The sequence below is a fragment of the Xanthomonas sp. JL1 genome, assembly GCF_038405005.1.
On sequence record NZ_JBBYGR010000045.1, the window covers coordinates 1 to 25,620 of the forward strand.

At 66.1% G+C, this 25,620-nt stretch carries 21 protein-coding genes and 3 pseudogenes; 9 read left to right on the forward strand and 15 right to left on the reverse strand.

What is annotated here, in order from left to right; all coding sequences use genetic code 11:
- Positions 1 to 240: transposase (locus tag WJW29_RS10005; protein WP_143684359.1), on the reverse strand; the 240-nt coding region annotated here is incomplete at its 3' end.
- Positions 241 to 310: 70 nt separating this feature from the next.
- Positions 311 to 496, reverse strand: a pseudogene (locus tag WJW29_RS10010) (hypothetical protein); the annotation flags it as partial.
- On the opposite strand from WJW29_RS10010, the pseudogene WJW29_RS10015 reads away from it, so the two are divergent.
- Positions 490 to 816, forward strand: a pseudogene (locus tag WJW29_RS10015) (hypothetical protein); the annotation flags it as partial. The pseudogenes WJW29_RS10010 and WJW29_RS10015 overlap by 7 nt on opposite strands.
- Here the strand turns inward: WJW29_RS10015 and WJW29_RS10020 are convergent.
- Positions 770 to 1,285, reverse strand: a complete 516-nt coding sequence (locus tag WJW29_RS10020; protein WP_011257475.1) for an IS110 family transposase — start codon at positions 1,283 to 1,285, stop codon at positions 770 to 772. The pseudogene WJW29_RS10015 and the gene WJW29_RS10020 overlap by 47 nt on opposite strands.
- Positions 1,286 to 1,687: 402 nt before the next feature.
- A complete protein-coding gene (locus WJW29_RS10025) occupies positions 1,688 to 3,910 on the reverse strand; it encodes a primosomal protein N' (RefSeq protein ID WP_011257476.1) in 2,223 nt (740 codons plus the stop codon).
- Between the two features lie 465 nt (positions 3,911 to 4,375).
- On the opposite strand from WJW29_RS10025, the gene WJW29_RS10030 reads away from it, so the two are divergent.
- Together WJW29_RS10030 and WJW29_RS10035 are read left to right on the forward strand one after the other, a co-directional pair.
- Positions 4,376 to 5,401: a hypothetical protein gene (locus WJW29_RS10030; RefSeq protein ID WP_113084432.1), complete on the forward strand. Its 1,026-nt coding sequence runs from the start codon at positions 4,376 to 4,378 to the stop codon at positions 5,399 to 5,401.
- Positions 5,385 to 5,987, forward strand: coding sequence for a DUF3106 domain-containing protein (locus WJW29_RS10035; protein ID WP_012443959.1), 603 nt, complete (start codon positions 5,385 to 5,387; stop codon positions 5,985 to 5,987). The genes WJW29_RS10030 and WJW29_RS10035 overlap by 17 nt, the downstream gene beginning before the upstream one ends.
- 330 nt (positions 5,988 to 6,317) lie before the next feature.
- Here the strand turns inward: WJW29_RS10035 and WJW29_RS10040 are convergent.
- Positions 6,318 to 7,391, reverse strand: a pseudogene (locus WJW29_RS10040) (DUF3667 domain-containing protein).
- 280 nt (positions 7,392 to 7,671) lie between these two features.
- On the opposite strand from WJW29_RS10040, the gene WJW29_RS10045 reads away from it, so the two are divergent.
- Together WJW29_RS10045 and sppA are read left to right on the forward strand one after the other, a co-directional pair.
- Positions 7,672 to 9,048 carry an MATE family efflux transporter gene (locus WJW29_RS10045; RefSeq protein WP_041181945.1) on the forward strand — a complete coding sequence of 459 codons (1,377 nt, stop codon included), beginning with the start codon at positions 7,672 to 7,674 and terminating at the stop codon, positions 9,046 to 9,048.
- Between the two features lie 84 nt (positions 9,049 to 9,132).
- Complete coding sequence (sppA, locus tag WJW29_RS10050) at positions 9,133 to 11,034, forward strand: signal peptide peptidase SppA (protein ID WP_041181946.1); 1,902 nt, start codon at positions 9,133 to 9,135, stop codon at positions 11,032 to 11,034.
- 185 nt (positions 11,035 to 11,219) lie between these two features.
- Here sppA and WJW29_RS10055 read toward each other — a convergent pair whose 3' ends face one another.
- Positions 11,220 to 11,435 carry a hypothetical protein gene (locus WJW29_RS10055; protein ID WP_011257482.1) on the reverse strand — a complete coding sequence of 72 codons (216 nt, stop codon included), beginning with the start codon at positions 11,433 to 11,435 and terminating at the stop codon, positions 11,220 to 11,222.
- Between the two features lie 106 nt (positions 11,436 to 11,541).
- Here WJW29_RS10055 and WJW29_RS10060 point away from each other — a divergent pair, with 106 nt between their 5' ends.
- Positions 11,542 to 12,318, forward strand: a complete 777-nt coding sequence (locus tag WJW29_RS10060; RefSeq protein ID WP_011407495.1) for an SDR family oxidoreductase — start codon at positions 11,542 to 11,544, stop codon at positions 12,316 to 12,318.
- Positions 12,319 to 12,479: 161 nt separating this feature from the next.
- Here the strand turns inward: WJW29_RS10060 and WJW29_RS10065 are convergent, their stop codons facing one another.
- The 9 genes from WJW29_RS10065 to WJW29_RS10105 all read right to left on the reverse strand — a co-directional run bounded on the left by WJW29_RS10065 (position 12,480) and on the right by WJW29_RS10105 (position 22,342).
- Entirely contained in the window at positions 12,480 to 13,127 is a 648-nt protein-coding gene (locus WJW29_RS10065; RefSeq protein ID WP_171970790.1) for a DUF4124 domain-containing protein, read from the reverse strand.
- 23 nt (positions 13,128 to 13,150) lie between these two features.
- On the reverse strand, positions 13,151 to 13,924 hold the full coding sequence (locus tag WJW29_RS10070; protein ID WP_011407497.1) for a hypothetical protein: 774 nt from the start codon (positions 13,922 to 13,924) through the stop codon (positions 13,151 to 13,153).
- A 223-nt stretch (positions 13,925 to 14,147) separates the two neighbouring features.
- Positions 14,148 to 14,711 carry a Sua5/YciO/YrdC/YwlC family protein gene (locus WJW29_RS10075; RefSeq protein WP_011257486.1) on the reverse strand — a complete coding sequence of 188 codons (564 nt, stop codon included), beginning with the start codon at positions 14,709 to 14,711 and terminating at the stop codon, positions 14,148 to 14,150.
- Positions 14,712 to 14,721: 10 nt separating this feature from the next.
- Positions 14,722 to 17,214, reverse strand: coding sequence for a DNA topoisomerase I (locus tag WJW29_RS10080; protein WP_011257487.1), 2,493 nt, complete (start codon positions 17,212 to 17,214; stop codon positions 14,722 to 14,724).
- A gap of 182 nt (positions 17,215 to 17,396) precedes the next feature.
- On the reverse strand, positions 17,397 to 18,671 hold the full coding sequence (locus tag WJW29_RS10085) for an RDD family protein (RefSeq protein ID WP_011257488.1): 1,275 nt from the start codon (positions 18,669 to 18,671) through the stop codon (positions 17,397 to 17,399).
- A gap of 41 nt (positions 18,672 to 18,712) precedes the next feature.
- Complete coding sequence (locus tag WJW29_RS10090) at positions 18,713 to 19,435, reverse strand: pilin (protein WP_041181947.1); 723 nt, start codon at positions 19,433 to 19,435, stop codon at positions 18,713 to 18,715.
- A gap of 40 nt (positions 19,436 to 19,475) precedes the next feature.
- Positions 19,476 to 19,949, reverse strand: a complete 474-nt coding sequence (locus tag WJW29_RS10095; RefSeq protein ID WP_011257490.1) for a DUF494 family protein — start codon at positions 19,947 to 19,949, stop codon at positions 19,476 to 19,478.
- Between the two features lie 42 nt (positions 19,950 to 19,991).
- On the reverse strand, positions 19,992 to 21,134 hold the full coding sequence (dprA, locus tag WJW29_RS10100) for a DNA-processing protein DprA (RefSeq protein ID WP_011257491.1): 1,143 nt from the start codon (positions 21,132 to 21,134) through the stop codon (positions 19,992 to 19,994).
- 71 nt (positions 21,135 to 21,205) lie between these two features.
- Positions 21,206 to 22,342, reverse strand: a complete 1,137-nt coding sequence (locus WJW29_RS10105; protein ID WP_011407499.1) for a LysM peptidoglycan-binding domain-containing protein — start codon at positions 22,340 to 22,342, stop codon at positions 21,206 to 21,208.
- Positions 22,343 to 22,474: 132 nt separating this feature from the next.
- Between WJW29_RS10105 and def the strand changes: the two genes are divergently transcribed.
- From def to rsmB, 3 genes are all read left to right on the forward strand, one after another.
- Positions 22,475 to 22,987 (forward strand): peptide deformylase, encoded by a 513-nt coding sequence (gene def / locus WJW29_RS10110; protein ID WP_011257493.1) that lies wholly within the window; start codon positions 22,475 to 22,477, stop codon positions 22,985 to 22,987.
- A 393-nt stretch (positions 22,988 to 23,380) separates the two neighbouring features.
- Positions 23,381 to 24,304 carry a methionyl-tRNA formyltransferase gene (gene fmt / locus WJW29_RS10115; protein WP_011257494.1) on the forward strand — a complete coding sequence of 308 codons (924 nt, stop codon included), beginning with the start codon at positions 23,381 to 23,383 and terminating at the stop codon, positions 24,302 to 24,304.
- Entirely contained in the window at positions 24,304 to 25,617 is a 1,314-nt protein-coding gene (rsmB, locus tag WJW29_RS10120; RefSeq protein ID WP_011407500.1) for a 16S rRNA (cytosine(967)-C(5))-methyltransferase RsmB, read from the forward strand. Before fmt ends, rsmB begins: the two co-directional genes overlap by 1 nt.
- The last annotated feature ends 3 nt before the right edge of the window (positions 25,618 to 25,620 follow it).

The window sequence follows — 25,620 nt, forward strand, 5'->3', positions numbered from 1 at the left end:
CAGCAGCGCTTGATCGCTCCAGTCGGCATCGGCCACCAGATGGTGCATCGATTGATGGGCTGAGCGCACGTTCTGCGGGTGCACCCGCGCGGCCATGGGCTCCACGCTCTTGCGCCCTCCAGGCAGTAGCAACCCCTTCAGGTACCAGTGTGCGGGCTGTTTGCGATCCGCATGGGACAGGGCGGCAGCAACTACTTCCCCGTACTGTTCAAAACGCACTTCCAGTGACCTATTCAACACAGCTCTCCCGCGTGGCCTGAAGGTCTTCCAATAGTGGCACAAAGGTACGATTATTTGTAACACAGTGGAATTAAGTGGCGAGCTGGCAGCTGGCCGGTTTGGCCGGATTGAACAGGCGGGCGGTGGCCCTGGACGCTGAAGATCACCTGGTTGCGGGCGCGGTCTGCACGATCTTGCTGCGGTCGTCGGTGCGCTCCAGGTCAGGCTCGGCTTGGCCGGTGGTCGCATCAAGGCCGCCTTCGTAGCGGATCGCCACGCAGCAGCACTCGCAAGCTCCACTCGACGCTGCGCGTCGGCCGCGAGGCGTTGGTCAGGCACTGGCCCATGGAACCGGTCTCACGCTGGCTAGATCGCTTGCGCACACTGCCCGACGCAGCGCGCGAGCAGCTGACATTGGTGCTGCAAAACGTGGGGATACCTCAGTATCTGCTCCAGGTGTCGAGTCTCCACCGACGCCAGTGTTGTTCATTGCATGGGCCACACGCGCTGCCTGCGGGCCTGGCGTTTTTCGCAGATACCGTCTTGCCCCTCATGTGGCAAGGGCCTTCTGCGGGTCAAACGCAGTGCTGGATTTGAGCACGCCGTAGGCCAGATGCAGCAGCTTGCGCATGGCGGCGCAGACGATCTGCTTGCCGTGTTTGCCGCGGGCATGCAGAGGCTGTTTGAGCGCGGTAACCACCGGGTGATGGCGCATGGCCACCAGGGCTGGCATGTACAGTCCGGCGCGCAGCCGCGCCGAGCCGGTGCGGGAGATGTAGCTGGCGATCAGCTTCGCATCGCTGCGGTCGGTCTTGCCCCGCTGCAACTGGCTGCGCGCGTCTAGCGCCACCTGCGCTGGATTGAGTACGCACACCCGGTAGCCGTGCGCGTACAGGAACTCGGCCAGCGCCTGGTGATAGATGCCGGTGGCTTCCATCACGACCCAGCTGTCCGGCTGGGCGTGGGTGCACAGCCAGGCGTACAGGGCCGCACATCCTGTCGGATCGTTGGAGAGCTTGGCCTTCATGCGGTACTTGCCATTGCCCAGCTCGATGGCCAGATCCACGCTGTGCTTGGCGACGCGATGCCCACGATCAGGGACATGGAAACCTCCTCAGACGGAATGGACGACGATCAACGCCGGTCCTGGTCCTGCCTTGTGATGCGAGTTCACGCCTGTGGCGGACTCTGGATACCGTTCGGACACGCAAGGACCAGCAAATGCAGATGCGCGAGCCGATCCACGATACAAGCTTGACGCTTCAGGAGCGCATGGACTTCCCGCATCTGCTCGGATGATCAGTCGGAAGACACACCGCTGTTAGGCGGCCATGTCCAGATACAAGGAGCGAACCCGGGCGCGACGGGCATTGCCGGTAGCCGCATCGCGTGCGAGCGCGTCCCTAAAAAGCGAGCAAACTGCGCAGAGCGTGTGTCTGGCTGCGAACGATGTTCGATACGCCGTGCCCTAATACAAATCGATCGGGTCCACATCCAGCGACCAGCGTACGCGGCGGGCTTGCGGAAGCGCATGGATCGCCGGCAGTTGCGTATCGAGCAAGCGATGCAACGCCGAGCGTTGTTGCGCCGACAACAGCAGTTGGGTGCGCTGGAATCCGGCGCGGCGTGGCATTGGGGCCGGCATCGGGCCGTAGCATTCTACTGCGGCAAACGCCGGCGATTGGGTGCTGGGGTCGGTGCTGGTCAAACCACGCACCGCCAATAGGAAGTGATTGGCCGCAGCCACATCCTTGGCTTCGGCACGGAACAAGGCCAGGTGCGCGAAGGGTGGGAATCCGGCCGCTTCGCGCTGTTGCAGCTCGGCGTCGGCAAAGGCGTGGTAGCCGCCGTTGACCAGGGTCTGCAGCAACGGATGTTCGGGGTGATGGGTCTGCAACCAGACTTCGCCCGGGCGGTCGGCGCGGCCGGCGCGTCCTGCTACCTGGATCAACTGCTGGGCCAGTTTTTCGGCGGCGCGGAAGTCGGCCGAAAACAGGCCTTCGTCGATGCCGACCACCACCACCATGGTCAGCCGGGGCAGGTCGTGGCCCTTGGCCAGGATCTGCGTGCCGACCAGGATGCCGGCCTCGGTGCCGAGTCGGGCGAACTGGGTTTCCAGTGCGTCGCGGCGCTGGGTGGTGCTGCGGTCGATGCGCACCACCGGCACGTCCGGGAAGGCGTCGGTCAAGCGCTCTTCCAGTCGCTCGGTGCCGATGCCCTGCGGCTGCAGCGCCAGGCTGGCGCAGGCCGGGCAGGCCAGCGGTGCAGGTTGGCGCGCGCCGCAATGGTGGCACTGCAGGCGGCGGCCGCCGGCATGCACGGTCATCGGGGTCTGGTGCAGCGGCGTGCTGCAGCGCTGGCAAGCCGCGGTCCAGCCGCAGTCGTGGCACAGCAGCACCGGCGCATAGCCACGCCTGTTCTTGAACACCAGGACTTGCTCGCCGCGCGCCAGGGTAGCGCCGATGCCGGCCAGCACTTCCGGCGACAGGCCGTCCTTGAGCGGCCGCTTGCGCACGTCGAGCACGCGCACGCGCGGCGGACGCGCTTCGCCGGCGCGCCGCGACAGGCGCAGATGCTGGTAGCGGCCCGAGTAGGCGTTGTGCAGGCTCTCCAGCGATGGCGTGGCGCTGCCCAGAATCACCGGCACATCCAGCGCCTTGCCGCGCACCAGGGCGAAATCGCGCGCGTGATAGCGGATGCCGTCCTGCTGCTTGTAGCTGCCGTCGTGTTCTTCGTCGATCACGATCAGGCCGGCGTTCGGCAGCGGAGTGAACACCGCCGAACGAGTGCCGACGATCAGCTTGGCCTCGCCGCGCCAGGCCGCTGCCCACACGCGTGCGCGCTCGCCATCGGAGAGTCCGGAGTGCAGCGCGTGCACCGGCACGCCCAGGCGCGCCCGGAAGCGGCCTAATGTCTGCGGTGTCAGGCCGATCTCCGGTACCAGCACCAGCGCCTGCCTGCCGGCGGCCAGGCAATCGGCGATTGCCTGCAGATAGACCTCGGTCTTGCCGCTGCCGGTGACGCCATCGAGCAGATAGGTGGCGAAACCGCGATGCGCGCGGATCGCGGCGGCGGCGGCCTGTTGTTCCTCGTTGAGCTGGGGGCCGCTGCCCGGGCGCGGTGAGATGGTGTCGGCTGGCACTGCCACACGTTCGGTGTAGTTGCGCTTGGCCAGGCTGCGCGCGGCTTCGCGCCATTGCGGCAGTAGCGGGTCCAGTTGTTCTTCGCCCACTGCGCCGGTGAGCAGAAGAGCGGCCAGCAGGGCAGGGCGGCTGCCCGTGCGCAGGCTGGCGGCACCGCTGCGGCCGGCTTCGGTCAGCTGCCAGGCCCAGGCGTGGGTATCGGCCAGCGGCTCGCCGCGGCGCAAGGGGCCGGGCAGGGCGCTGGCCTGGGCCTCGCCGAGCGGGGCGTGGGTGTAGCGCGCTAGCCACTGCAGCGAGCGGGCCAGTTCATCGACCAGCAGCGGCGCTTGGTCGCACCAGGCCAGTGCCGGGCGCAGGCCGTCGGCCGTGGGCAGTTGGCCGATCTCCACCACCACGCCGATCAACTCGCGTGGCCCGAACGGCACCCGCACCCGGCAGCCGACCCGCACCGGGTCGGCCAGCGGCGCATCGGCCGGAGGCAGATAGTCGAATAACTGCGGCAGCGGCACCGGCAAGGCGACGCGCAGGGTGGCGACGGTCGAAGACATCCGACCAGTCTACCGACCCTGTCCAGAGGCCGGCAGCCGACCCGAACCGGCTCAAATCGGCGCCGGTGCGGCGGCGTTTCTGTGACGGAAGTGATAAATCCGACGTAAACCTATGGGAGGGCTATGGAAACAGGTTTATCCACACCGCCTGTGGATAAAGCTGTGAATTAGTCTTGTGCTCCACGCTGCGACGATGGATTCACTAGCCTTCGCAACCTCTTGGACATTTTTTAGCCAACATGAATAAGTCAATAAATTTCAATCACTTAGGCGTGAAACACGATTGCAACAAAGAAAAAACAACAGTTGACAGACGCCTGTGTATCGGTATGTCCGCCGCTGTGCACAACCCACCGCAGAGATCGGCTCGGGTGGTGTGAAGGCAGAACGCGGCCGGGCCGATCTGTCAAGCCATCGGCGGGGGCCAATCGCGTCGGTATCATGCCGGCCGATGCTGGAGTTCTCATGACCGTAGTCCCCGACGCCCCCGTGACCCCTGCCGCGTTATCTGCCTTCTTGCGCGGTGTCGAACGCCGGGGTCTGGTGCTCGCACAATTGCAATGCGGCGACGTAGCCGCCGCTGAGCGCGCCCTCGCAGCGGCCTTGCGCGCCTTCAGCAGCCAGGCAGCAGGTCGACCGATGGCTGGCTGGCCGATGCGCTTCTGGAGCTTGCTGGCCACCGCGCCACCGCTGCGACGCGAGCCGATGTCGGGCACCTGGCTGCCCCCATTCACCGCGTTGGGCCGGATGCAGACCGCCGACCGCCTGGCCCTGCTGCTGCGGATCGTGGCCGGGCTGGAAGAGGAAGCGGCCAGCGAGGTGCAGGGTATCGAGGCGGCGGACTACCGGCAGTCGCTGGCCGGTGCCTGCCCGCGCGATGCTGCCGGCAACCCGGACGCACAGGCCTGGCGGGCCCTGGCCGAGGCAGCGCAGATGGAACTGCGCGATCTGACCCCGGCCCAGCTGACCCGGCTCAGCCAGCTGCGCGATTCGGCCTTGGCCGGGATGTCGCTGCAGACGGCCGCGCCAGCACCGGCGCCGCAGCGTCCGGCCGCTGCACGCACGCGCCCCAGGCGGCAATGGCAGTGGCCGCAGCTGGAGCGTCGCCATGCAGGCATGGCGCTGGGCGTGCTGGCCTTGGCTCTCTTGCTGGCGGTGCTGGGCTGGTGGTGGACCCACCGCCGGCCGGCGCTACCACCCGAGCCCGTGTCGCAGGCGCCGGCCGGCGTACTGCATGTGACCGACGCGGCACCGGTCTTGGTGGAAGAACTGCCCGCGGCCGACCTGTCCGATGCAGTGGCTAAGCCAGGCATGGACCCGCGCGACCAGGCCATGCTGGCCGACCCCGATCTGGAATTGGTGCGTTCTGCGGATTTCTATGCCTGGTATGCTGCCGGCCACCCGGTGCCGGTGGACGAATCCGGCGCGCATGCCAGCGCGGTCGAGCAGCCTTCCGCCCCGCTGGAGACGGTCGATGATGAAGCCAACTAACTGGTGCGGCCTGTTGCTCTGCGCGATTGCAGGCATTACCGGCGCGCAGACAATGCCGATGCCGCTGGAAGAAGCCAGCGCTGCACCGTCGGCATCCACGCCGGCTGCCCCAGTATCGAGCACAACCCCGAGCGCCGCGCAGCAACGCGCGCGCTGGGAGGCGATGACGCCCGCGCAGCAGGCCGAGCTGCGCGCGCGCTACGCCGCCTGGAAGGGGCTGACTGCAACCGACCGCGTAGTGCTGCGTCATGCACGCGAGCGTCTGCAGGCTTTGCCTGAGGATCAGCAACGCGCGTTGCACACGCAATTCGGCGCGATGGATCGCCTGCATCGCGACGGCTGGCGCCTGGGCTCGCAGGTGGGAGCGTTCTATGCGCAATTACAGCCCCTGATCGGCTACGTGCCGCCGGCCCAGCGCGACGCCATGCTGGCCGCGCTGCGCAGCCTGGATGCCGGCCAGCTGGAGCAACTGGCAGTGCTGGCACAGCGCACCCCGTCCCAGGAGCGCGATGGTTTGCGCGATGCCTTCCTCGTCCAAGCACCGGCCACCCGCAGCACATGGTTGAAGCGGCAGCTGGCGCGTTGATCGGTCGCGGCAGGATTTTGGCGCGGTAGGCGTGCGCGCCATGTTTAAGCTTGCGCGCGCGGCATTGGTGGAAGCGGCTGTTGGCGTCAGATAGCGCGGCCACATACGGCGCACCGCGCGCGCTCAGCCTCACTGCGTCACACGGCGGTCTCAAGAGTCAAGTGCAACAGCTCGAGAGACCTGCTGTTAGCGCAACGTATGGACGGGCAGCCCAGCAGGCCATTGATTGTGCAAAAGTTACGTGAGCCAGTGTTTTGACAGAAAACGCGGGTCTGCAGTGGAGAAAAGTGTTGCACTTGGAACTTGAGTCGGCCCACTGCAATGCGGGTGTTATCGCTCAGTCGCATCCACATCGGCACCGCAGCAAAGACGCGCCGGGCTCGCCACCATCAACAGCGCGGCGGCAACCGTCACGAACACCAGGTACACGCCGCTCAGGCCGATGTACGTGAGCCCGGTCACTGGCCAGGACTGCGCATACACGCATCGCTGCATCCACAGCAGATACACCGGCATCCACACCGTCAGGCCCAACTGCACCAGTCCAAACAACGCCACCACCAGATGCTCCAGATACACCTGCCCGCTGCGCACATAGAACACGCGTAACAGCAGCGCAAACAGCGGCACCAGCACCAGCAACGCAGACGGCACTGCGGCGAAGAACGCGTGATGGAGCAGCTGCGGATTGCTGGGCAGGCGCGGCACGTTGTCGCGGATATGGCTGCGTAGCGTGTTGATCCAGCGGTTGGCGAATTGCGGTAGCGCCGCGTAGTGCAACGGGTTGCTCACCGGGTCCCACGGCTTGCCCATCACCGCAAAGAACGTGCTGTCGCTGTCTGCCTCCGCGGTGGGCACGGCGCTGATCGGGCGCGCATCGGCTTGCAATTGCGCCAAGCGCCTGTGCGCTTCGGCATTGGTGCGCGCAATGCCGGCGTCCACGCTGTCGCGTGCGATGGCGGTCGGCACCACGGTGCGCGTCTGCGTCAGCGTCTCGACCAGTTGACTGCGCAGCGCTTCCACCTGTGTCGGCGTGTGTGCGTGCGCGAAATCCTTGGGCACAGCAGTCTGGCTGGTACCGGGCGGCGTGGCGATATCGTTGTCTGCGTCGGACGCGTGCACGGCGATGCGCGCGATGAAGAACGTCAACAGGCTCAGGATCAGCAACAGCCGCATCGGCGCGGCGTTGGCCGCTCAGCAAGCGCAGCGCCAGGCGTCCGGGCACCAGCAGATCGCGCAGGGTGCGGAAGATGCGCCCATCCAGATGCCAGAACGATTCGAACACTTCTTCCACCGCGTGCGCATCGGGTTGTGCACGCTTTGCCCGCAGGCGTGGCAGAACGCGCCGTGCCGTGCAGTCGAACAGTTTTCGCAATCCGTGGGGTGGTGCGCGGTCAAATGCAGTGACCTGAGCCAGGTCCGGTTGGCGGGTGGTGGGAGGGGCGCGCTGCCGAAGACGCGATTCCGAAGGGACCGCGTTGGCGCACGCTTGCAACGTTTATGCCGCGCTGGTCCGGTCGCAGCAGCCGTCGCGTCTTTTTGCCCGCACGCGCTTACGCGCAGCAGGCTCTACCCATATGCGCGACAAGGCCGCAGTCGGAAAGTAGGGGTAAGATAGCCGGCCCACGCGACCCGGTGCCAGCGCCTCCCGGCACGGCCGTAGTCCACGCAGCAATTGGTTTTCATGTCTGTTTCTTCAGCCCCCCCGTCCGCGACGCCAGGCTTCGCCTCGGAAGTGCGTACCACCGGCCTGCTTGCGTTGCCGCTGGTGCTCGGCCACGTCTCCACCGGCCTGATCGGGTTTGTCGACAACGTCATCGCCGGCCACCACGGCACTGCCACGCTGGCCGCGGTGACCATCGGCACCTCGCTGTTGTGGCTGCCGATGCTGGTGCCGATCGGCACATTGATCTCATTGACCACCTCGGTTTCGCAACTGATGGGCGCCGGCCGCGAGCGCGAGATCGGGCCGCTGTTCCGGCAGGCGCTGTGGCTGTCGCTGGGGCTGAGTGCGCTGATGTTCGTGTTCCTGAGCGTGGTGCCGCCGTTGCTGCCCACCTTCGGGATTGCGCCGGACATCGTGCCCGGCGCCACCGACTTTCTGCATACAGTGCGCTGGGGCGTGCCGGCGCTGACGTTCTACTTTTGCATGCGCTACCTCAGCGAGGGCATGCACTGGACGCTGCCGACCATGCTGCTGGGCTTTGGCGGTTTGCTGGTCCTGGCACCGACGGGCTATGCGCTGACCTATGGCAAGTTCGGCTTCGCCGAGCACGGTGCCGAAGGACTGGGCATGGCCTCGGCCATCACCCTGTGGGTGCAGGCGAGCGTGTTTGCGCTGTACCTGTGGCGCGCGCGGCGCTTTGCGCATCTGCAATTGTTCACCCACCTGGAAGGCCCGCGCTGGCGCGCCATTGGCGAGTTGCTGCGCACCGGCTTGCCGATCGGCATCACCGTGCTGATGGAAGGCGGGTTGTTTATCGTCACCGCGTTGTTGATCGGCCGGCTGGGCTCCACCGAAGCGGCCGCGCACCAGATTGCGATCAACGTCGCGCAGCTGTGTTTCATGATCCCGATGGGCGTGGCCGAGGCCACCACCGTGCGCGTCGGCCATGCGGTGGGGCGTGGCGATCCGCTGGGCATGCGGCGCGCGGCCTGGGCCGGCTATGCGATCGTGCTGGGCACCCAAGCGCTGTCGGCCAGCGCACTGTTGCTGGGCCATGATGCCATCGTCGGCGTCTATACGGACGATGTGGCCGTGGCCGCGCTGGCCTCGGTCTTGCTGCTGTTTGCCGCCACATTCCAGTTTCCCGATGGCATCCAGGTGCTCTCGGCCGGTGCGCTGCGCGGGCTCAAGGACACCCATGTGCCAATGTTCCTGGCAATGTTTTCGTACTGGGGCGTGGGCATGCCGATCGGCGCCGGGCTCGGCCTGGGGCTGGGCTGGGGGCCGCAGGGCATGTGGGTAGGCCTGATTCTGGGCCTGACGGTGGCCTCGCTCCTGATGGGGCTGCGCTTTCGCCAGACCAGCCGGCGGCTGACCGCCACCGCGACACCCTGACTTCCAGCGCATGCCGCGCGCGCTGCGCAGCCGGTATGCTGGGCACCATCGATTTGTATGCAGCGTCTTTCGACGGAGTTTTCCATGAACCATCCCGTGCGTCGCAGTCCCATCGCCAGCTTCTTCGTCGGCCTGTGGGATGTGATGAATTTCACCCGGCGCCTCATTTTCAACCTGGTGTTCTTCGGTTTCCTGTTTATGCTGCTGCTGGTGTTCGTGGTGGCGCTCGCGCGTGGCGACGGCACTAAGCCGCTGGCTGAGCGCACCACCCTGGTGATCAACCCGGAAGGCACGCTGGTCGAGCAGTTCAGCGCCGACCCGGTAAGCCGGTCGCTGGCCAAGGCAGTGGGCGACAAGAGCGCTCAAGAAGTGCAGCTGCGCGACCTGGTGCGGGTGATCGAGGCGGCCGGCAAAGATCGCAAGATCGAGCGCGTGCTGTTGAATCTGGACAAGTTCCAACCGTCCGGTTTCGCTTCGCAGCGCGAAGTGGCCGCTGCGCTGCAGAAGCTGCGTGCCTCCGGCAAGCAGATCGTGGCCTTCAGCGAGAGCATGAGCCAGGGCCAGTACCTGCTTGCCGCGCAGGCTAACGAGGTGTATCTGGATCCGATGGGCAGCGTGCTGCTGGAAGGCCTCGGCCGCTATCGCCAGTACTTCCGCGAAGGCCTGCAGGACAAGCTCGGCGTGGACGTGCATCTGTTCCGCGTGGGCGAGTACAAGTCCGCCGCCGAGCCGTACATCCTCGACGCGGCCTCTGCCGATGCCAAGGAAGCGGATCTGTTCTGGATGAACGATGTGTGGCAGCGCTATCTGGCCGACGTGGTCACTGCGCGCAAGCTGAGCCCGGCGCAGCTGACCGCCGGTATCGACACGCTGCCTGAGGGCGTGGCCGCCGCCGGTGGCGACCTGGCCAAGTTCGCGCTGCAGCAGAAGCTGGTGGACGGGCTCAAGACCCGCGAGGAAGTCGATGCGTTGCTGGTCAAGCGCGGCGTGGCCGATAGCGATGCCGAAAGCGGTTTCCGCAACATCGGTTTCAACGATTATCTGAGCCAGTTGCAGGCGCAGGATTCGCCGATGGACAGCCGCCCGCAGGTGGCGGTGGTGGTGGCGACCGGCGAAATCAGCGGCGGTGAACAGCCGGCCGGTCGCATCGGTGGCGAGTCCACCGCGGCGCTGCTGCGCCAGGCGCGTGACGACGAGAAAGTGAAGGCGGTGGTGCTGCGCGTGGATTCGCCCGGCGGCGAAGTGTTCGCCTCCGAGCAGATCCGCCGCGAAGTGGTCGCACTCAAGCAGGCCGGCAAGCCGGTGGTGGTCTCGATGGGCGATCTGGCCGCTTCCGGCGGTTATTGGATCAGCATGAATGCCGATCGCATCTACGCCGACCCGTCGACCATCAGCGGTTCCATCGGCATCTTCGGCATGGTGCCGAACCTGACCCGCGCGCTGGACAAGATTGGCGTGCATACCGACGGCGTGGGCACCACGCGGTTCGCTGGTGCGTTCGACATCACCCGGCCGCTGGATCCGGCCGCCGGCCAGGTTATCCAGGCGGTGATCAACAAGGGTTACGCCGATTTCACCGGCAAGGTGGCGCAGGCGCGCCACCAGTCGGTGGACGCGATCGACAAGGTTGCGCGTGGCCGTGTGTGGAGCGGCGCGCAGGCCAAGGAGCGTGGGTTGGTGGATGCGTTCGGCGGCATGTCCGAAGCGGTGGCCGATGCGGCCGACCGCGCCAAGCTGAGCCGTGGCAAGTTCCGCGTGCGCTATGTGGAAAAGCCGGCCACGCCGTTCTCGCAGTTCATGAACGGGTTCGCCGGCAGCCGCATGGGCGCATGGATGCTGAGCGACTCGGGCATGGCACGCGCACTTGTGGCCCGCGCGTTGCCGGAAGTGGACACGCAGCTGCGCTTTGTCGAAAGCGCCGTGCACGACAGCAAGGCGGGTGGCACGCCGGTGAAATCGCTGGCGTATTGCTTCTGCGGATTCTGATGCGGCGCGTTTGAGCAGCACCTGATGCGTCGCAACGCCGGCCATGTGCCGGCCTTGCTGTGTTGCAGGCGGATGATGCGGTGTGCGACGGCCGAACGAAGCAAGCAGACGGCAGGACGCTTGATTCAAATCGTCGGCGCGCACATCAGGTCGCGACGCCAGCAGATTGCGGACCTCCGATTCCGCTACTGCGTGGCGGCGTCGATCGCCTTGCGCTGCTCTTCGGCGGCCTGATCGGTCGAGGCCTGCACCGCGTGCGCCTTGTTCAGCGGCTCCTGAATGTGGTCGCGCAGCGCGGTGGCCTGGGGATCGGGCTTCTGTTCGGTGGGCGCGGGCTGCGGCCGCTGACAGGCGCTCAGCGACAACGCCAGGCCGGCTGCAAGCATCCAATGCATCTTCATCGTCGTGACCTCGCTCGGGGTGGCGGTATCCTAACGCTTGGGCCACGCATGCGCGTCAACTGCGCAGCAGCGGCCGTTTTCCTGCGTCTTGAAGAGGGGTACCCACGTGACAACGCACCGTTGGCGGCTGGATGGACAGACCGCCCTCATCACCGGCGCCAGCGCCGGGATTGGCCTTGCCATTGCGCGCGAACTGCTCGGCTTCGGCGCCGACCTGCTGATGGTGGCCCGCGATGCCGATGCCCTGGCGCAGGCGCGCGATGAACTTGCCGAGGAATTTCCCCAGCGCGAACTGCACGGGTTGGCCGCCGATGTTTCCGACGATGAAGAGCGCCGCGCGATCCTGGATTGGGTGGAAGACCACGCCGACGGCTTGCATCTGCTGATCAACAATGCCGGCGGCAACGTCAGCCGCGCCGCGATCGATTACACCGAAGACGAGTGGCGCGGCATCTTCGAAACGAATGTGTTTTCCGCATTCGAATTGTCGCGTTATGCGCATCCGTTGCTGACGCAACATGCTGCGTCAGCGATCGTCAATGTCGGCAGCGTCTCGGGCATCACCCATGTGCGCAGCGGCGCGCCGTACGGCATGACCAAGGCGGCGTTGCAGCAGATGACGCGCAACCTGGCGGTGGAATGGGCCGAAGACGGCATCCGCGTCAACGCGGTGGCGCCGTGGTACATCCGCACACGCCGCACCTCCGGGCCGTTGTCGGATCCGGATTACTACGAGCAAGTGATCGAACGCACCCCGATGCGCCGCATCGGCGAACCGGAGGAGGTGGCCGCTGCAGTAGGATTTCTATGTTTGCCAGCCGCCAGTTACATCACCGGCGAATGCATCGCGGTAGATGGCGGATTCTTGCGTTACGGGTTTTAGGCGCAGGCAACAAAGCACCTGTGTCGCGACGATGGACAGCGCAGGGAGGTTGACCGGCCCGTTCCTGCACACGCTGGCTCCGAGCGCGTCTGGCGGAATGACGCTGGCGATTGCTCGCCTTTGCTGCAGATCTCGCTGCGCCGATCACACGAGAGGTGTGCTTAGGGCGTTGCGGTCGGATTGGCGCAGCGGCTTTCGTCGAGTACCCGGCGCATCTGATCAAAGCGCTCTTTGCGTTCGGTCGCTTGCGCTTCGTCGGAGAAGCGCCAGGTGGATTCGGCCTGCTCGGCACGTTTGCGCCACGCCTCGCACAAGCTTTGGTCCGGTACCGGCGCGCAGCGGTCGGTAACCACCTCGCACGCGCTACCGCCACCGGTCGCAGGCCCGCCCGCCAGATTAGTCGTCTGCATTGGCAGGCAGCGCGTGGCTGGCTCGCGATCTTCGGTGAAGTAACGCCCGTTGTCGTGCGTGGTGCACTCGAACAGCGGTGGCGGCGGCAGCGTCGAGGTAGAGGTCAACGCCGGTGCCGGTGGTGCGACGGGCGTGGTCGGTGCAACTGGCGCCGATGCAACGGCTGGCGCAGCAACGCGTTGTTGCGGCGCTGGCGTCGCACGTGCTGGCGATGCGGTTGCTCCGCCTGGCGCGAATGGCACCGCCGCCGGTGCGGTCATGAGCTTCTTCTGTTGTTGCATGCCTTTCGGGCACGGCATGTTTTGCACCGTCAGCGCACCGGTGGGATCGGTACAGCGATAGATCGCCACTTCCTGCGCGTCGGCCAGCGAACCCATCGCGGTCACGCTCAACGCCATCATTCCCAACAGCCGCCAGCGCCTCATGCGCCGCCACAATCGCGTTGCTGGCGCGCTTCGATGCCGCGCTGTTCGCGGCTGAGATCCTCGCGCTCGCTCTGCAGCGCGCTGTTATAGCGGCGGATCAGCTCCCAGCGGCGGTCGGCCAGGCGCGCGCAGACTTCCTGTGCAGGCAGCGCATGGCATTCGTCGCGGATCTGCACATTGCCGTACGGCACGATCACCGTGCCGCCGTAGCCGCCGTCGTTGTAACCGCCCTGATAGCCGCCTTGGTCGGTGTCTACACCGATGCTTGCGCTGCCGCGGATGCTCCCCCGTCCGGAGCCGCCCTGCACCGAGATCGCTGGGCGCGGGCTGACCGAGATCGGCGGGCGCTGGATGCCGCCGCCATTCACCGGGCGACCAATGCCATTGCCCACATACGCCGGTCCCCAGGTTGGCACCCAGCGCGGATTGCCTTCCGGGCTGTCGCTTGTGTAGCGGTTGCCGTCTTCGGTGGTGCACTCGTACATCGGCTGTGGCGGTTGCACGGTGACGATGCGGACCTCGCGCGCGGGCGCTGCGGCGACCTGTGCCGGTGGCTCCGCACGCGCTGGACGCGGCGGTGGGTCCTGCGGGCGCTGCATGTCCAGCACCTGCTGGCGACCGCTGCTGCAGGGCGCGTCCTGCAGGGCGACGGTGCCGGTGCTGCTCACGCAGCGATAGACCCGCACATTGGGGTCGGGTTTGCTCGCTGGGGTGGCGGCCGACGCAGGCAGCGCCGCGGCCAGTAGCAGAAGAGTCAGGACGGTACGCATGACCGCAGTGTGCGCGCCTGTGCGGCTGCCGCAAAGGGGCTCGGCTGAACGGAGTGCAGGGGAGACGTGGCAACACGCCACGGGGCGGCGAACTGCTGCCGAAGGGCGTAGGCAGCCATCAGGTGGGCATCACAGCGCGAAGGCACACAGATGTGCGACCGACATGCGGAACCGAACAGGAGCGAACGCAGCGAGTGGCAGTGCATTCGTTTGTCAGCTGCGCTCAGTCGCGCAGGATCTGGCCGCTGCGCGCGTCGCGGATCCGGGTTGGCTGCGCCAGCGCGCCCACCTCGCCGTCCACGACGCCGTCGATCGTTGCCAGCAAGGCCGGTTCCAGTGCAGCGCGGCTGCGCGCTGGCGGCTCGCCAGCCAGGTTGGCGCTGGTCGACACAAGTGGTGCTCCCCAGGCCGCGCACAGCGCTGCCACGACCGGATGGGCGCTGATGCGTACCGCCAGTCCGTCATGCTCGCCGGTGACCCAGCGCGGCGCACGTGCGGTGACGGGCAGGATCCAGGTATGCGGGCCGGGCCAGCTGGCCAGCACGTCCTGCCGGCGTGCCGGCGCCAGTGCATCGATGTCGACCCAGTCGCGCAGCACGTCCACGCGCGAGGTCACCACGATCACACCCTTGTCGACCGGGCGCCGCTTGATCTCGAGCAGCCGCAGTACGGCCGCTTCCTGGCGCGGGTCGCAGCCCAGGCCCCACACCGCTTCGGTGGGGTAGGCGATCACGCCGCCCTGGGTCAGCGTGGCGACAGCGTTATCCAGGGTGAGTATGTGGGTCATGCTGCGTCTTTTAGTCTGCGGCCTTGCTCACGGTCTTCTTGACCACGCGCTTGGTTCCTTTCTCGGCAGCCGCTTTCTTGGCCGGCGCCTTCTTTGCAGCGGTCTTGCTGGCCGCCGTCTTGGTCGCGGTTTTCTTGGCTGCGGGCTTCTTTGGCGCCGAATCCTTGACCGCGTTCTTCTTGAGCGTGGCCTTCTTGGCGCCAAAGCCCTTGCGCACCGGCTTGCCGGTATCGGCCAGCAACTGCTGCACTTCTTCGAACGTCAGCGACGCCGGCTCGCGATCCCTGGGGATCTTGCCGTTGAGCTTGCCATCGCTGATGTACGGACCGAAGCGGCCATTGAGCACCTGGATGTCGCTGCCTTCGAAGTCCTTGATCACGCGGTTGCGCGCAATCTCTTCCTTCTCTTCGATCAGGAACACCGCACGCGCCAGGTCGATGGTATACGGGTCGTCTTCCTTCTTCAGCGACGCATACACGCTGCCACGGCGCGCAAACGGGCCGAAGCGTCCGATGCCCACGCTGACATCCTGGTCCTTGTCCTGGCCCAGTGCGCGCGGCATCTTGAACAGTTCCAGGGCGTCTTCGATCGAGATCGAATAGATGCTCTGGCCCGGACGTAGCGACGCAAACGTGGGCTTATCTTCGTCTTCCACGCTGCCGATCTGCACCATCGGGCCGAAGCGGCCGATGCGCGCGCTGACTTCCTTGCCGCTGACCGGGTCGGTGCCGAGCACGCGCACGCTGCCGGCGTCGGTCTTGTCCAGCGAATCCTTCTTGTCCTCGACCAGTTCCTTGAACGGGCCCCAGAACTTCTCCATCAACGGGATCCACTCTGCCTCGCCACGCGAGACCGCATCCAGGTCGTCTTCGAGCTTGGCGGTGAAGTCGTAATCCACGTAGCGGGTGAAATGCCCGGAAAGGAACTTGGATACCGCACGGCCGACGTCGGTGGGGCGGAAGCTGCGGCCTTCCATCTCGACGTACTTGCGGAACTGCAGGGTCTGGATGATCGAGGCGTAGGTGGAGGGACGGCCGATGCCGTATTCCTCCAGCGCCTTGACCAGCGCCGCTTCGGTGAAGCGCGGCGGCGGCTGGGTGAAGTGCTGGTCGGTGACGATGCGGTCCAGCGGGATGTTGTCGCCGGCCTTCATCAGCGGCAACTTGCGGCCTTCGTCCTCGTCCTCGCTGCTCTTGGTGTCCTTGCCTTCCTCATAGACGGCCAGGAAGCCGGGGACCACCACCGTGGTGCCGCTGGCGCGGAATACGTGCTCGCTTCCGGCCGACAGATCCACGCTGACGGTGTTGAGCGTGGCCGGAATCATCTGGCAGGCCACGGCGCGGCGCCAGATCAACTCATACAGGCGGCGCTCGTCGTCGGACAGGAAGCGCGCCACCTGTGCCGGCGTACGCAGTGCCGAGGTCGGGCGCACCGCTTCGTGGGCTTCCTGCGCGTTCTTGGATTTGGTGGTGTAGGCGTTGGGCTGGTCCGGCAGCGAGGCGGTGCCGTAATCGCGCGCGATCACGTCGCGGATTTCCGACAGCGCGTCCTGCGACAGGTTCACCGAGTCGGTACGCATATAGCTGATCAGGCCGACCGAGCCTTCGTCGCCCAGCGCCACGCCTTCGTACAACTTCTGCGCCACCTGCATGGTCTTGCGGGTGGTGAACCCGAGCTTGCGCGAAGCTTCCTGCTGCAGCGTGGAAGTGGTGAACGGCGGGGCAGGGCGACGCTTGCGCTCCTTGCTGGCCACATCGGTCACATGCAGCACGCCTTGCGCGGCCTGCTGGATGCGCAGCCGCGCCGCTTCTGCGGTGTCGCCGTCGGTGACGGTGAACTGCTCGAATTTCTGCCCGTCCAGCTTGATCAGCCGTGCATTGAAAGCCTGCGATGGATGCCGGCAATGCGCATCGATGGACCAGTATTCGCGCGCGATGAAGGCTTCGATCTCTTCTTCGCGCTCCACGATCATGCGCAGCGCCGGCGACTGCACGCGACCGGCCGACAACCCGCGCTGCACCTTGCGCCACAGCACCGGCGACAGGTTGAAGCCGACCAGATAATCCAGCGCGCGGCGCGCCTGCTGCGCATCCACCAGGTCGGCGGCGATCGCGCGCGGCTTGAGCATGGCTTCCTTGATCGCGCGCGGGGTGATTTCGGTAAACACCACCCGCTGCATCGGCTTGTCCTTGAGCAGGCCCCGCTCTTTCAGGATCTCGGCAATGTGCCAGCTGATCGCCTCGCCCTCGCGGTCCGGGTCGGTCGCCAGAAAGATGTCGTCGGCGCCCTTGGCAGCACGCGCGATGGCTTCGACATGCTTCTCGTTCTTCTCGATCAGGTCGTAACGCATCGCAAAGCTGTTGTCCGGATCGACCGCGCCTTCCTTGGGGACCAGGTCGCGCACGTGCCCATACGAGGCCAGGACGGTGAAGTCCTTGCCGAGGTATTTATTGATCGTCTTGGCCTTGGCGGGCGATTCGACGATGAGCAGGTGCTTGGGCATGGTGGCAACTTCTTGGGGCGGAGCCCGGGGGGCGGGTAGCGTGGCCTAATTGGCCGGTCGAGGGAAGCAGATCGGTTGTTTCCCACGCGTTAACGCCCGGGAAGTGCTCCCGGGCGTTCAGTTATCTTATGAGAAAGATCACCGCGGACGCCGCCGTGTCAAGCGACGAGCGCCGTGAATTGCTAGCTCCGGCTCATTCCGATCGCCGCCAGCATGAAAGCCACGGCCACCACCGACAGCACCTGGATCACCGCGTAAATGGCCAGAACCACGATGGACACGGTATCCAGACCCCTGGATTGCCGTTCCGGATATTCGGTGAAGGCCCAACGGTCCACGACCAGGGTGTCGCAGACCTTGTCGTGCGGAGCCTGCTTGCGCTCGGTCATGCCGGCCATGAACGCGGCCACGATCACGCCGATGCCCAGGGTAAGCACGCTGATCAACTTATAGGCCAGATAGCGCAGCACATTGCGCCAGAATCCGACGCGGCCACCGTGACTGTCGGCGCGCACCAGCTTGATGCCGCAGGCGAGCTTGCCCAGGCTGGCCTGGTGCCGGCTGGACTGCATCCAGGCGAAATACAGCGTCGGGATCGCCAGAACGATGCCGCAGGACATCACCAGGATGGCGATGCCGAGCGCACTGCCAGCGTCCAGCGCCGAACCCCAGTCGCCGCGCGTGGTGACCAGCGCCACCACGAACACCAGCGGGATCACGATCAGGTACACCGCAACGGTGGTGATCAGGCTATCGAGAATGCTGGCGGCCACGCGCCGCCACAGGCCGGCGTAGACCACCGGCGCGTCCTGCAGCGCGACGCTTGCGGTCGGCGCGGCGAGGGCCGGGGCGTCCCAGGCGCTTGGAAGCGGTGCGGGCGCCGCTGCCGGGGTATACCCCGGTGTCGATGTCGCGTCCTGGGCTGTGATTGGGGTCGGGCCTGACGTCAGCGGCGTGGCCGCCGCGTCTATCGGCGCGGTGGACCACGCCGACGCATCCGATGATGGGCCTTGGTCGCGTGGCAGGTGTCCTGGGGAGTCGACGGTTTGGTGGTCATCGGCACGGTCAGTCGCGGCAGCATCATTAACACTGGCGATGCCGCCGCCAGTCACTGCCGGCGGCCACGGCGATGTCTCCGCAGCGTGGTCGTGTGGCTGTGAGGTCGCAGCTGGCGACGCGGTGGCTGAGGCGCTGTCGCCGGAATGCGCAATCGACAATGGCGCTTCGCTCGGCACATCCGCAGGCGTCGGCCCGCTGGCCTCGGTCGTCGCCCACACCGCGCTGTCCAGACCCAGCTCGGCTGCGACCTCGTGCAGCGCCACCCACTGTGCCAGGCCCTCGCGCCATACCAGGCTGGAACGGTCGATGATGCCCTGCGACAGACGCCTGCGAAGCGTGTCCGTGTCCACCGGCCCCTGGCGCTGCCGCTGTGCGTCGGCGTAATACCACTGTGTCATGTTGTCTCCTTAACGTGTAGCAATCGGCATGCAGCAGGCGGTCAGCCGCGGCAATTAGGTGGAAGTTGGGTATCGTCGATTTCGGAACTGCAGTGCCAACTGCCGGCATCTGCATCCAGCTCCAGCCACAGTGCCTTGCCATCGATTTTGGCCGACCTGGGCGCATGGATGAGCGCTTCGATACCGCATTCGCTGCTGTCGAAACGGCCGATGCGCAAGCTGCTCAACCGCTCGCTCGCGTACTGCTCGGGTGGCTTGAAGCCGGGGTCGCCATTGACCGGGCAGCGGCCTTCGCTCGCGAGAAATTCGGCGATCTGCGGCTTTAATGGCGTCAACTCAGCCATCACCTCGGCCAACTTGGCGCGGCCCAAATAATCGTGGTAAGCCGGAAACGCGATCGCGGCGAGCATGCCGATCACGCCGACTAGCACAAAGACGCCGACCACCGCGCCGAGCACTGCAACCAGCGGCCAGGCAGGGCGGTTACTGCGCGGCTGCGCTGGTGCTACGGACCAATAGGTAAGCGGCGGCTGTGCCGCAGCACGCGGCAACGGCGGCGGAACCGCAGCCGCACGCACATCCGTGGCAACGGGTGGGCCAAGCGTGTCGGCACAGGCAGACAGCGGCAACCAGGGGTCCAGCCCTGCGCGCCAGACCAGCGTATCCAGGGCGATCACACGATCACGATACAGGCCCAGCAAGGTGTCTTTGGCCACCGGACCGTGCCGATGGCGGTGAACATCGGCGTAATACCAACTGCGCATCCCCGTCCCCTTGCACGCACATCCGTGGCGGCTTCAACACTCAGTGTACGGGTTCAGGCTCGTCCAGGAACATCTGGGTTTCCATCCAGGCGTAGGCTGCCTCGGCACCTGGCTGGTTGAACAACACCATCAGCACTACCCATTTGAGGTCGTCCAGATCCAGTTCGTCCTGATCCAGCGCCATGGCGCGGTCCAGTACCAACTCGCGCTGATCGGCGTCGAGAATGCGGTGTTGTTCGAGGAACAGCAGGAATCCGCGGCAGTCCACATCGAGCTTGTCCAGCTCCTGCCCGTGATAGATACGCACCGGTCCATCGACATGCGGGCGCGCGACGCTGGGCCGCTGCTCGGAGAGCGCGTCCAGCCAATCGAAGGCTTTGCTGATTTCTGCGGGGCTGAAACCTGCCTGGATCAGGCCATTTTGAAGTGAGTCACGGTCACGGACCAGGTCCGCGTCTTCGCTGAAATAATGTTCAAACAGGTACAGCAATACATCGAGAATGCTCTCTTTCATTGCCCTCGGCCTGCGTCGCGGGACGCTGTGGAGGTGAAGAAACTAAGGATTGCGGGTATAGCGACCGTGCTCGGTGACCACGTCTCCCTCAAGTTCCATGATGAGCAGCATGGAGGACAGCGCGGCGGCCGTCAATTCGGTGCGCTGCACCAATGAATCCATAGGGGTTGGGTCATGGCCCAGCGCTTGCCACAAGCGCTGGTAGTCGGGATCGGAACGGGCTGGACCAGCGCCGGCCGTTGTCTTCCTGGGCAATTCAGTGGGGGCCGCCAGGCGCTCGCGCAAGGCGCTGGCCAATTCGCCCGACAGCTGGCCCAGTCCCTCGATGACCTGTGCGGGCTCCTGCGCCAGCGTGGCACCCTGCCGGATCAGGTGATGGCAGCCGCGCGCGAGCGGATTGTGCAAGGAGCCGGGCAGGGCGAACACCTCGCGTCCGGCTTCGGCCGCCAGCCGGGCGGTGATGAGTGCACCCGAGCGCATTGCCGCTTCGACCACCAGCGTCCCCAGTGCCAACCCGGCGATGATGCGGTTGCGGGCCGGAAAGTGCGCCGCGACCGGGGCGGTGCCTGGCAGGTACTCGCTGACCACCGCGCCGCCTGATTCAGCGATCCGATCGCGCAAACCCTGGTGCCGCTCGGGATAGGCGACATCGGTACCGGTGCCGACCACCGCCACGGTGATGCAATCGCGCTGGGCCAATGCGGCTTCATGCGCGATCGCGTCCACACCTGCGGCCATGCCACTGACGATGCTAAGCCCTGCGCTTGCCAGGCTGGAGGCGAATGCGCGGGTGTGATCGCGGCCGCCGGCAGTGGCCGAGCGGCTGCCGACCACCGCCACTCCCGGGTGCCAGAGCGCATTGGGGTCGCCGTCCACGAACAAGGCCATTGGCGGGTTGGCGATATGGCGCAGTAAGGCCGGGTAATCCGGGTCGTGCCAGCCAATCAGGTGGTGCCCGGGTTGCTCGCACCAACGCAACGCCGCGTCCAGCGCATGCGGATCAGGGGTTTGCAGCAGTGCAGATTGCGCCTCATCACAACCGGCAAAACGCCACGCCTCAGGTCCGGCTGCCAGGCTCTCAACGGCTGATCTGAACGAGTTCAGCATTTTTCGCCGCGGTGGGGTGCGGCCACCTGCCAGCAGCAGGATCAGGAGTGCGCGTACGTCGGGAGCGATCAGGGCCATGCATTCAGGTTAGGCCGCAAACAACGACGGCGCCCTCGGGCGCCGTCGCGTTGATGCATCGGAACTTTCGCTTACTGCGCGTCAGGATGCTTGACGAAATAGCCCAGGCCGGTCGGCTTGACGCTTTCCATCACCAGCGCATAGCTGACCTTGTCGAAGGTGCGGAACACCATCGCATGCGAGGCGTACTCGTCGGGCAGGCCGACGGTGGAGCCGGACGGGCCGCTGAAATCGTCGTCGGTCCGCGAGAAGCGCGAGTGCTTCACGCGGTCGCTGACGGTACGGCCCTTGCGCCAGATCGAAAACACCGTGCCGTTGTTGATGCCTTCGCGGGCGCCGCCGGAGATGGCGATCACATCGCGGCTGCCGCCGACGATGAAGGCATCGGAGATGGCAAGCACCCGCAGTTCGGTCTGCAGCGCCTGTTCCGACGGCGGATGCGGGATGAACTGCAGGTCGTACGGCTGCGCTTCGACCGCGACGATGCGATCGCCGGCCCGCACTTCGCGGCCGCTGTCCTGCAGCAGCAACGTCGCCGCCTTGGAGTTGCCGCCCGCTGCGCTGCGGGTGATGGTGCCAATGTTGACCTGCGCCAGCTCATAGCCGAGGAACTCACGGCGCTTACTCGGCGCGATGAAGCTCTTCCAGATGTTGCCGGAGCCGGCGGTGATGTTGCCGGCCGCGTCCAGGTCTTCGTTGTGCTTGGGCAGACTGAACTTCACGGTCGGGCGCACCACCGCAAAGCGCTGGCCCGGCTGAGCGTTTTCCAGCCCGACCACGTAGGCGACCTGGCCGGTGGTGGCGCGCGAACGCCCGCCTTCCAGGCCGACAACGTAAGGCAGCCGATCAAAGTCGTCGACCACGCGCAGGTTTTTCAGGAACGGCTCGACGTCCGCCAATGGAATGGCATTGATCGGCGCTTCCTGGCGCGGGCCGGGCTGGATCGTGCCTTTGCCGACGCGGTCCAGGTAGGCCAGGCTGATCACGTCGCCCGGATAGATCTGGTGCGGATTCTGGATTTGCGGATTGGCTTGCCAGATTTCCGGCCACAGCCATGGTTTTTGCAGGAAACGCCCAGCGATGTCCCACAAGGTATCGCCCTTGCGGACCACATAGGTGTCTGGATGCTCGCCCACCGCTTGCGCGGCAGCGTAGGTCGCGACGGTCAACATCGCCGCAGCAACGACCGTACGAAGTCGGATTAACATTGAGTACCTTCTTGCCTGATTCCCCAACAGGTCCGTGCACTATAGTCCAGAAACAGGGGCGCCACGCAAGCATTGCGCTAGAATGACACCGTCTTGCCGGCGCAGCGCCGGTGTTTCCAGACGGGTAACCCCATGGTTTTGCTCCCAATTCTCGAGTTTCCCGACCCGCGGCTGCGCACCAAGGCCTTGCCGGTCGACTCTGCCGAGCTTGCCAGCCAGGCGTTCCAGGCGCTGCTGGATGACATGTTCCAGACCATGTACGAGGCGCCGGGCATCGGCCTGGCTGCCAGTCAGGTGGACGTGCACAAGCGTTTCATGGTCATCGACGTCAGCGACGAGAAGAATCTGCCGCAGGTGTTCGTCAACCCGGAAATCGTGAGCAAGCAGGGCGAGCAGCTGTGTCAGGAAGGCTGCCTGTCGGTACCCGGCATTTATGCCGATGTCAGCCGCGCCGATGCGATCACGGTGCGCTATCTCGACCGCCAGGGCCAGGCGCAGGAACTGCATGCCGACGGGCTGCTGGCCGTGTGCATCCAGCACGAAATGGACCACCTGGACGGCAAGCTGTTCGTAGATTATCTCTCGCCGCTCAAGCGCGAAATGGTGCGCAAGAAGCTGGCCAAACAGCGCAAGCATGTGGCTTGAGGGCGGGGATTGGAGAGTCGGGATTTGGGGTTTGCAAAAGCGGGTTACTGCTGGTCTTTGAGTCTGCTGGTTTCAAATCGTTGAGCGCTCATCTTGGTGCGATCTCATGGCTATGCCGGCGGATCGCTAGTGCGCCACGTCCGGGGGCAGATGGCCCTCGAACTTCGGATGCGGGATGCGTGATTGATAAGCCGCTGCCAGCACCACATTCTCGGTTGCGGCTCGCGCTTCGCAGTGCGCTCGATCGATGAGGGATTACGCAGGTTCTGGCGGCGGGGTGCCGAATCTTCCGGCGCGAATCCCGCTTCCACCTCTCAGCTCTACATTACTCTCGCCCCGGTCAACACCCCCGCCGTTGCGACTCCCCACTCACCACTCCCGAATCCCAGCTCTATGAGAATCATCTTTGCCGGTACGCCGGATTTCGCTGTCGCTTCGTTGCGCGCTGCCGCGCAGCGGCATGAGGTGGTGGCGGTCTACACCCAGCCGGATCGGCCCGCCGGGCGCGGCCGCGGGTTGACGCCCTCGCCGGTCAAGATCGAGGCGATTGCGCGCGGCATTGCGGTGTTCCAGCCGCAGACGCTGCGTTCGCCCGAAGCGCTGGCGACGCTACGTTCGCTCAATGCGGACCTGATGGTGGTGGTGGCCTACGGATTAATTCTGCCCAATGCGGTGCTGGCTGTGCCAACCCATGGCTGCTGGAACGTGCATGCCTCGCTGCTGCCGCGCTGGCGTGGCGCGGCGCCAATCCAGCGCGCGATCGAGGCCGGCGATACCGAGACCGGGGTGTGCCTGATGCAGATGGAAGCCGGGTTGGATATCGGCCCGGTGCTGCTGTCGCAGCGCATCGAGATCGGCGAGCAGGAAACCGGCGGCCAGCTGCACGACCGCCTGGCTGCGTTGGGGGCGCAGGTATTGTCCGACGGCCTGGGCCTGCTGCGCGCCGGCATCCGTCCGGTGGCGCAACCGCAGCCGGCTGAAGGCGTGACCTATGCGCATAAGCTGGACAAGGCGCAGGCGCGGCTGGATTGGGCGCAGCCGGCGCAGGAACTGGCGCGGCGCGTGCGGGCGTTCAACCCGTGGCCGGTGGCCGAGGCGATCCTGGCTGGCGAGCGCGTGCGACTGCATGGCGCAGTCGCGTTGGAGCTGGCGCATCAGCAGCCGCCCGGCAGCCTGCTGGCGGCCAGCAAGCAGGGCATCGACATCGCGTGCGGTCAGGGTGCGCTGCGGGTGCGGGTGCTCCAGCGCGAGGGGGGCAAGGCGATCACCGCCGCCGATTATCTCAACGCGCGGCGCGACCTGCTGGCGCTGCGCTGATGTCGGCCGAGACCTCAACCGCCGCCGGCATCGCCTCGCGCCTGGCCGCCGCACGCGTTCTGACCGCCGTGTTCGATCAGGGCCGCTCGCTGAAAGCCGAACTGGCTGCGACCTTGCCCGGTATCGGCGATCCGCGCGACCGCGCACTGGTGGAGGCGATCTGCTTTGCGGTGATCCGCCGTCGCCCGGCGTATGACGTCGCGCTGCGGCAATGGCTGGAACGGCCGCTGCCGCCCCGCGATGCAGAACTCAAGGCGCTGCTGATGGTCGGCTTCGCCCAGCTCGACGTGCTACAACTTCCCGCGCACGCGGCGTTGTCGGCCACCGTGGATGCATGCCGCGCGCTGGGCCGGCCACGTCAGGCCGGCATGGTCAACGCGATCTTGCGACGCGCCCAGCGCGAAGGGTTTCCGGCGGTATCGGATGATGCCGGCTGGCCGTCGTGGCTGCGCAAGCAGGTGCGCGCCGATTGGGGCGAGCGTGCAGAAGGCATTTTTATCGCGAGTGCGCAGATGGCGCCGATGTGGCTGCGTGTGCAGCATTCGCGGATCGACCCGGCGGCCTACGTCGCACGGCTGGCCGAACTGGGCATTAGCGCGCAGACAGACGTGGTGTTGCCGGATGCGGTGCGCCTGCACAGCGCCGTGCCGGTGAGCCAGTTGCCGGGCTTTGCCGACGGCGATGTTTCGGTGCAGGACGGCTCTGCGCAGCAGGTGGCCGATGCGCTGACGCTGGCGCCGTCGGCACGCGTGCTAGATGCCTGCGCCGCGCCGGGCGGCAAGGCGGCGCATCTGCTGGAACGCCATCCCGGGTTGCAGCTCGCCGCGCTTGATGTGGATGCGCGTCGCCTGGAGCGCGTGCAGCAGACCTTGCAGCGCAGCGTGCCGAGCGCACAGGTCGCATTGCAGGCAGCCGACGCCGCCGACACGGATGCATGGTGGGACGGCCAACCGTTCGATGCGGTGTTGCTGGATGCGCCCTGTTCGGCCACCGGCGTAGTGCGGCGTCAACCGGATGTGCTGCTGCACCGGCGTGCCGACGATATCGATGCATTGTGCGCGCTGCAGGCGCGGCTGCTGGATGCGACCTGGCGCACGCTGCGCCCGGGTGGGCAGTTGCTGTACACCACCTGCTCGCTGTTGGCGCGCGAGAACCAGACCCAGGTCGACGCATTCCTGCAACGCACCCCTGACGCACAGGCGCAGCCCCTGGGTGCGCAGTTCGGGCATGCAGCCGGGCCCGGGCGTCAGCGCTTTCCAGGCGAGCAGCACTGCGACGGATTTTTCTACGCGCTTTTGCTAAAAGCCTCCTGACCG

Bases quoted from the DNA above. Each gene is read 5' to 3' on its own strand.
- fmt (WP_011257494.1), top strand. From the start codon at position 23,381: ATGAGAATCATCTTTGCCGGTACGCCGGATTTCGCTGTCGCTTCGTTG.
- WJW29_RS10070 (WP_011407497.1), bottom strand. From the start codon at position 13,924: ATGCGTACCGTCCTGACTCTTCTGCTACTGGCCGCGGCGCTGCCTGCG.
- WJW29_RS10090 (WP_041181947.1), bottom strand. From the start codon at position 19,435: ATGCGCAGTTGGTATTACGCCGATGTTCACCGCCATCGGCACGGTCCG.
- WJW29_RS10095 (WP_011257490.1), bottom strand. From the start codon at position 19,949: ATGAAAGAGAGCATTCTCGATGTATTGCTGTACCTGTTTGAACATTAT.
- WJW29_RS10045 (WP_041181945.1), top strand. From the start codon at position 7,672: ATGTCTGTTTCTTCAGCCCCCCCGTCCGCGACGCCAGGCTTCGCCTCG.
- WJW29_RS10030 (WP_113084432.1), top strand. From the start codon at position 4,376: ATGACCGTAGTCCCCGACGCCCCCGTGACCCCTGCCGCGTTATCTGCC.
- WJW29_RS10065 (WP_171970790.1), bottom strand. From the start codon at position 13,127: ATGGCGTTGAGCGTGACCGCGATGGGTTCGCTGGCCGACGCGCAGGAA.
- WJW29_RS10035 (WP_012443959.1), top strand. From the start codon at position 5,385: ATGATGAAGCCAACTAACTGGTGCGGCCTGTTGCTCTGCGCGATTGCA.
- WJW29_RS10080 (WP_011257487.1), bottom strand. From the start codon at position 17,214: ATGCCCAAGCACCTGCTCATCGTCGAATCGCCCGCCAAGGCCAAGACG.
- sppA (WP_041181946.1), top strand. From the start codon at position 9,133: ATGAACCATCCCGTGCGTCGCAGTCCCATCGCCAGCTTCTTCGTCGGC.
- WJW29_RS10075 (WP_011257486.1), bottom strand. From the start codon at position 14,711: ATGACCCACATACTCACCCTGGATAACGCTGTCGCCACGCTGACCCAG.
- WJW29_RS10085 (WP_011257488.1), bottom strand. From the start codon at position 18,671: ATGACACAGTGGTATTACGCCGACGCACAGCGGCAGCGCCAGGGGCCG.
- WJW29_RS10055 (WP_011257482.1), bottom strand. From the start codon at position 11,435: ATGAAGATGCATTGGATGCTTGCAGCCGGCCTGGCGTTGTCGCTGAGC.
- def (WP_011257493.1), top strand. From the start codon at position 22,475: ATGGTTTTGCTCCCAATTCTCGAGTTTCCCGACCCGCGGCTGCGCACC.
- WJW29_RS10105 (WP_011407499.1), bottom strand. From the start codon at position 22,342: ATGTTAATCCGACTTCGTACGGTCGTTGCTGCGGCGATGTTGACCGTC.
- rsmB (WP_011407500.1), top strand. From the start codon at position 24,304: ATGTCGGCCGAGACCTCAACCGCCGCCGGCATCGCCTCGCGCCTGGCC.
- WJW29_RS10025 (WP_011257476.1), bottom strand. From the start codon at position 3,910: ATGTCTTCGACCGTCGCCACCCTGCGCGTCGCCTTGCCGGTGCCGCTG.
- dprA (WP_011257491.1), bottom strand. From the start codon at position 21,134: ATGGCCCTGATCGCTCCCGACGTACGCGCACTCCTGATCCTGCTGCTG.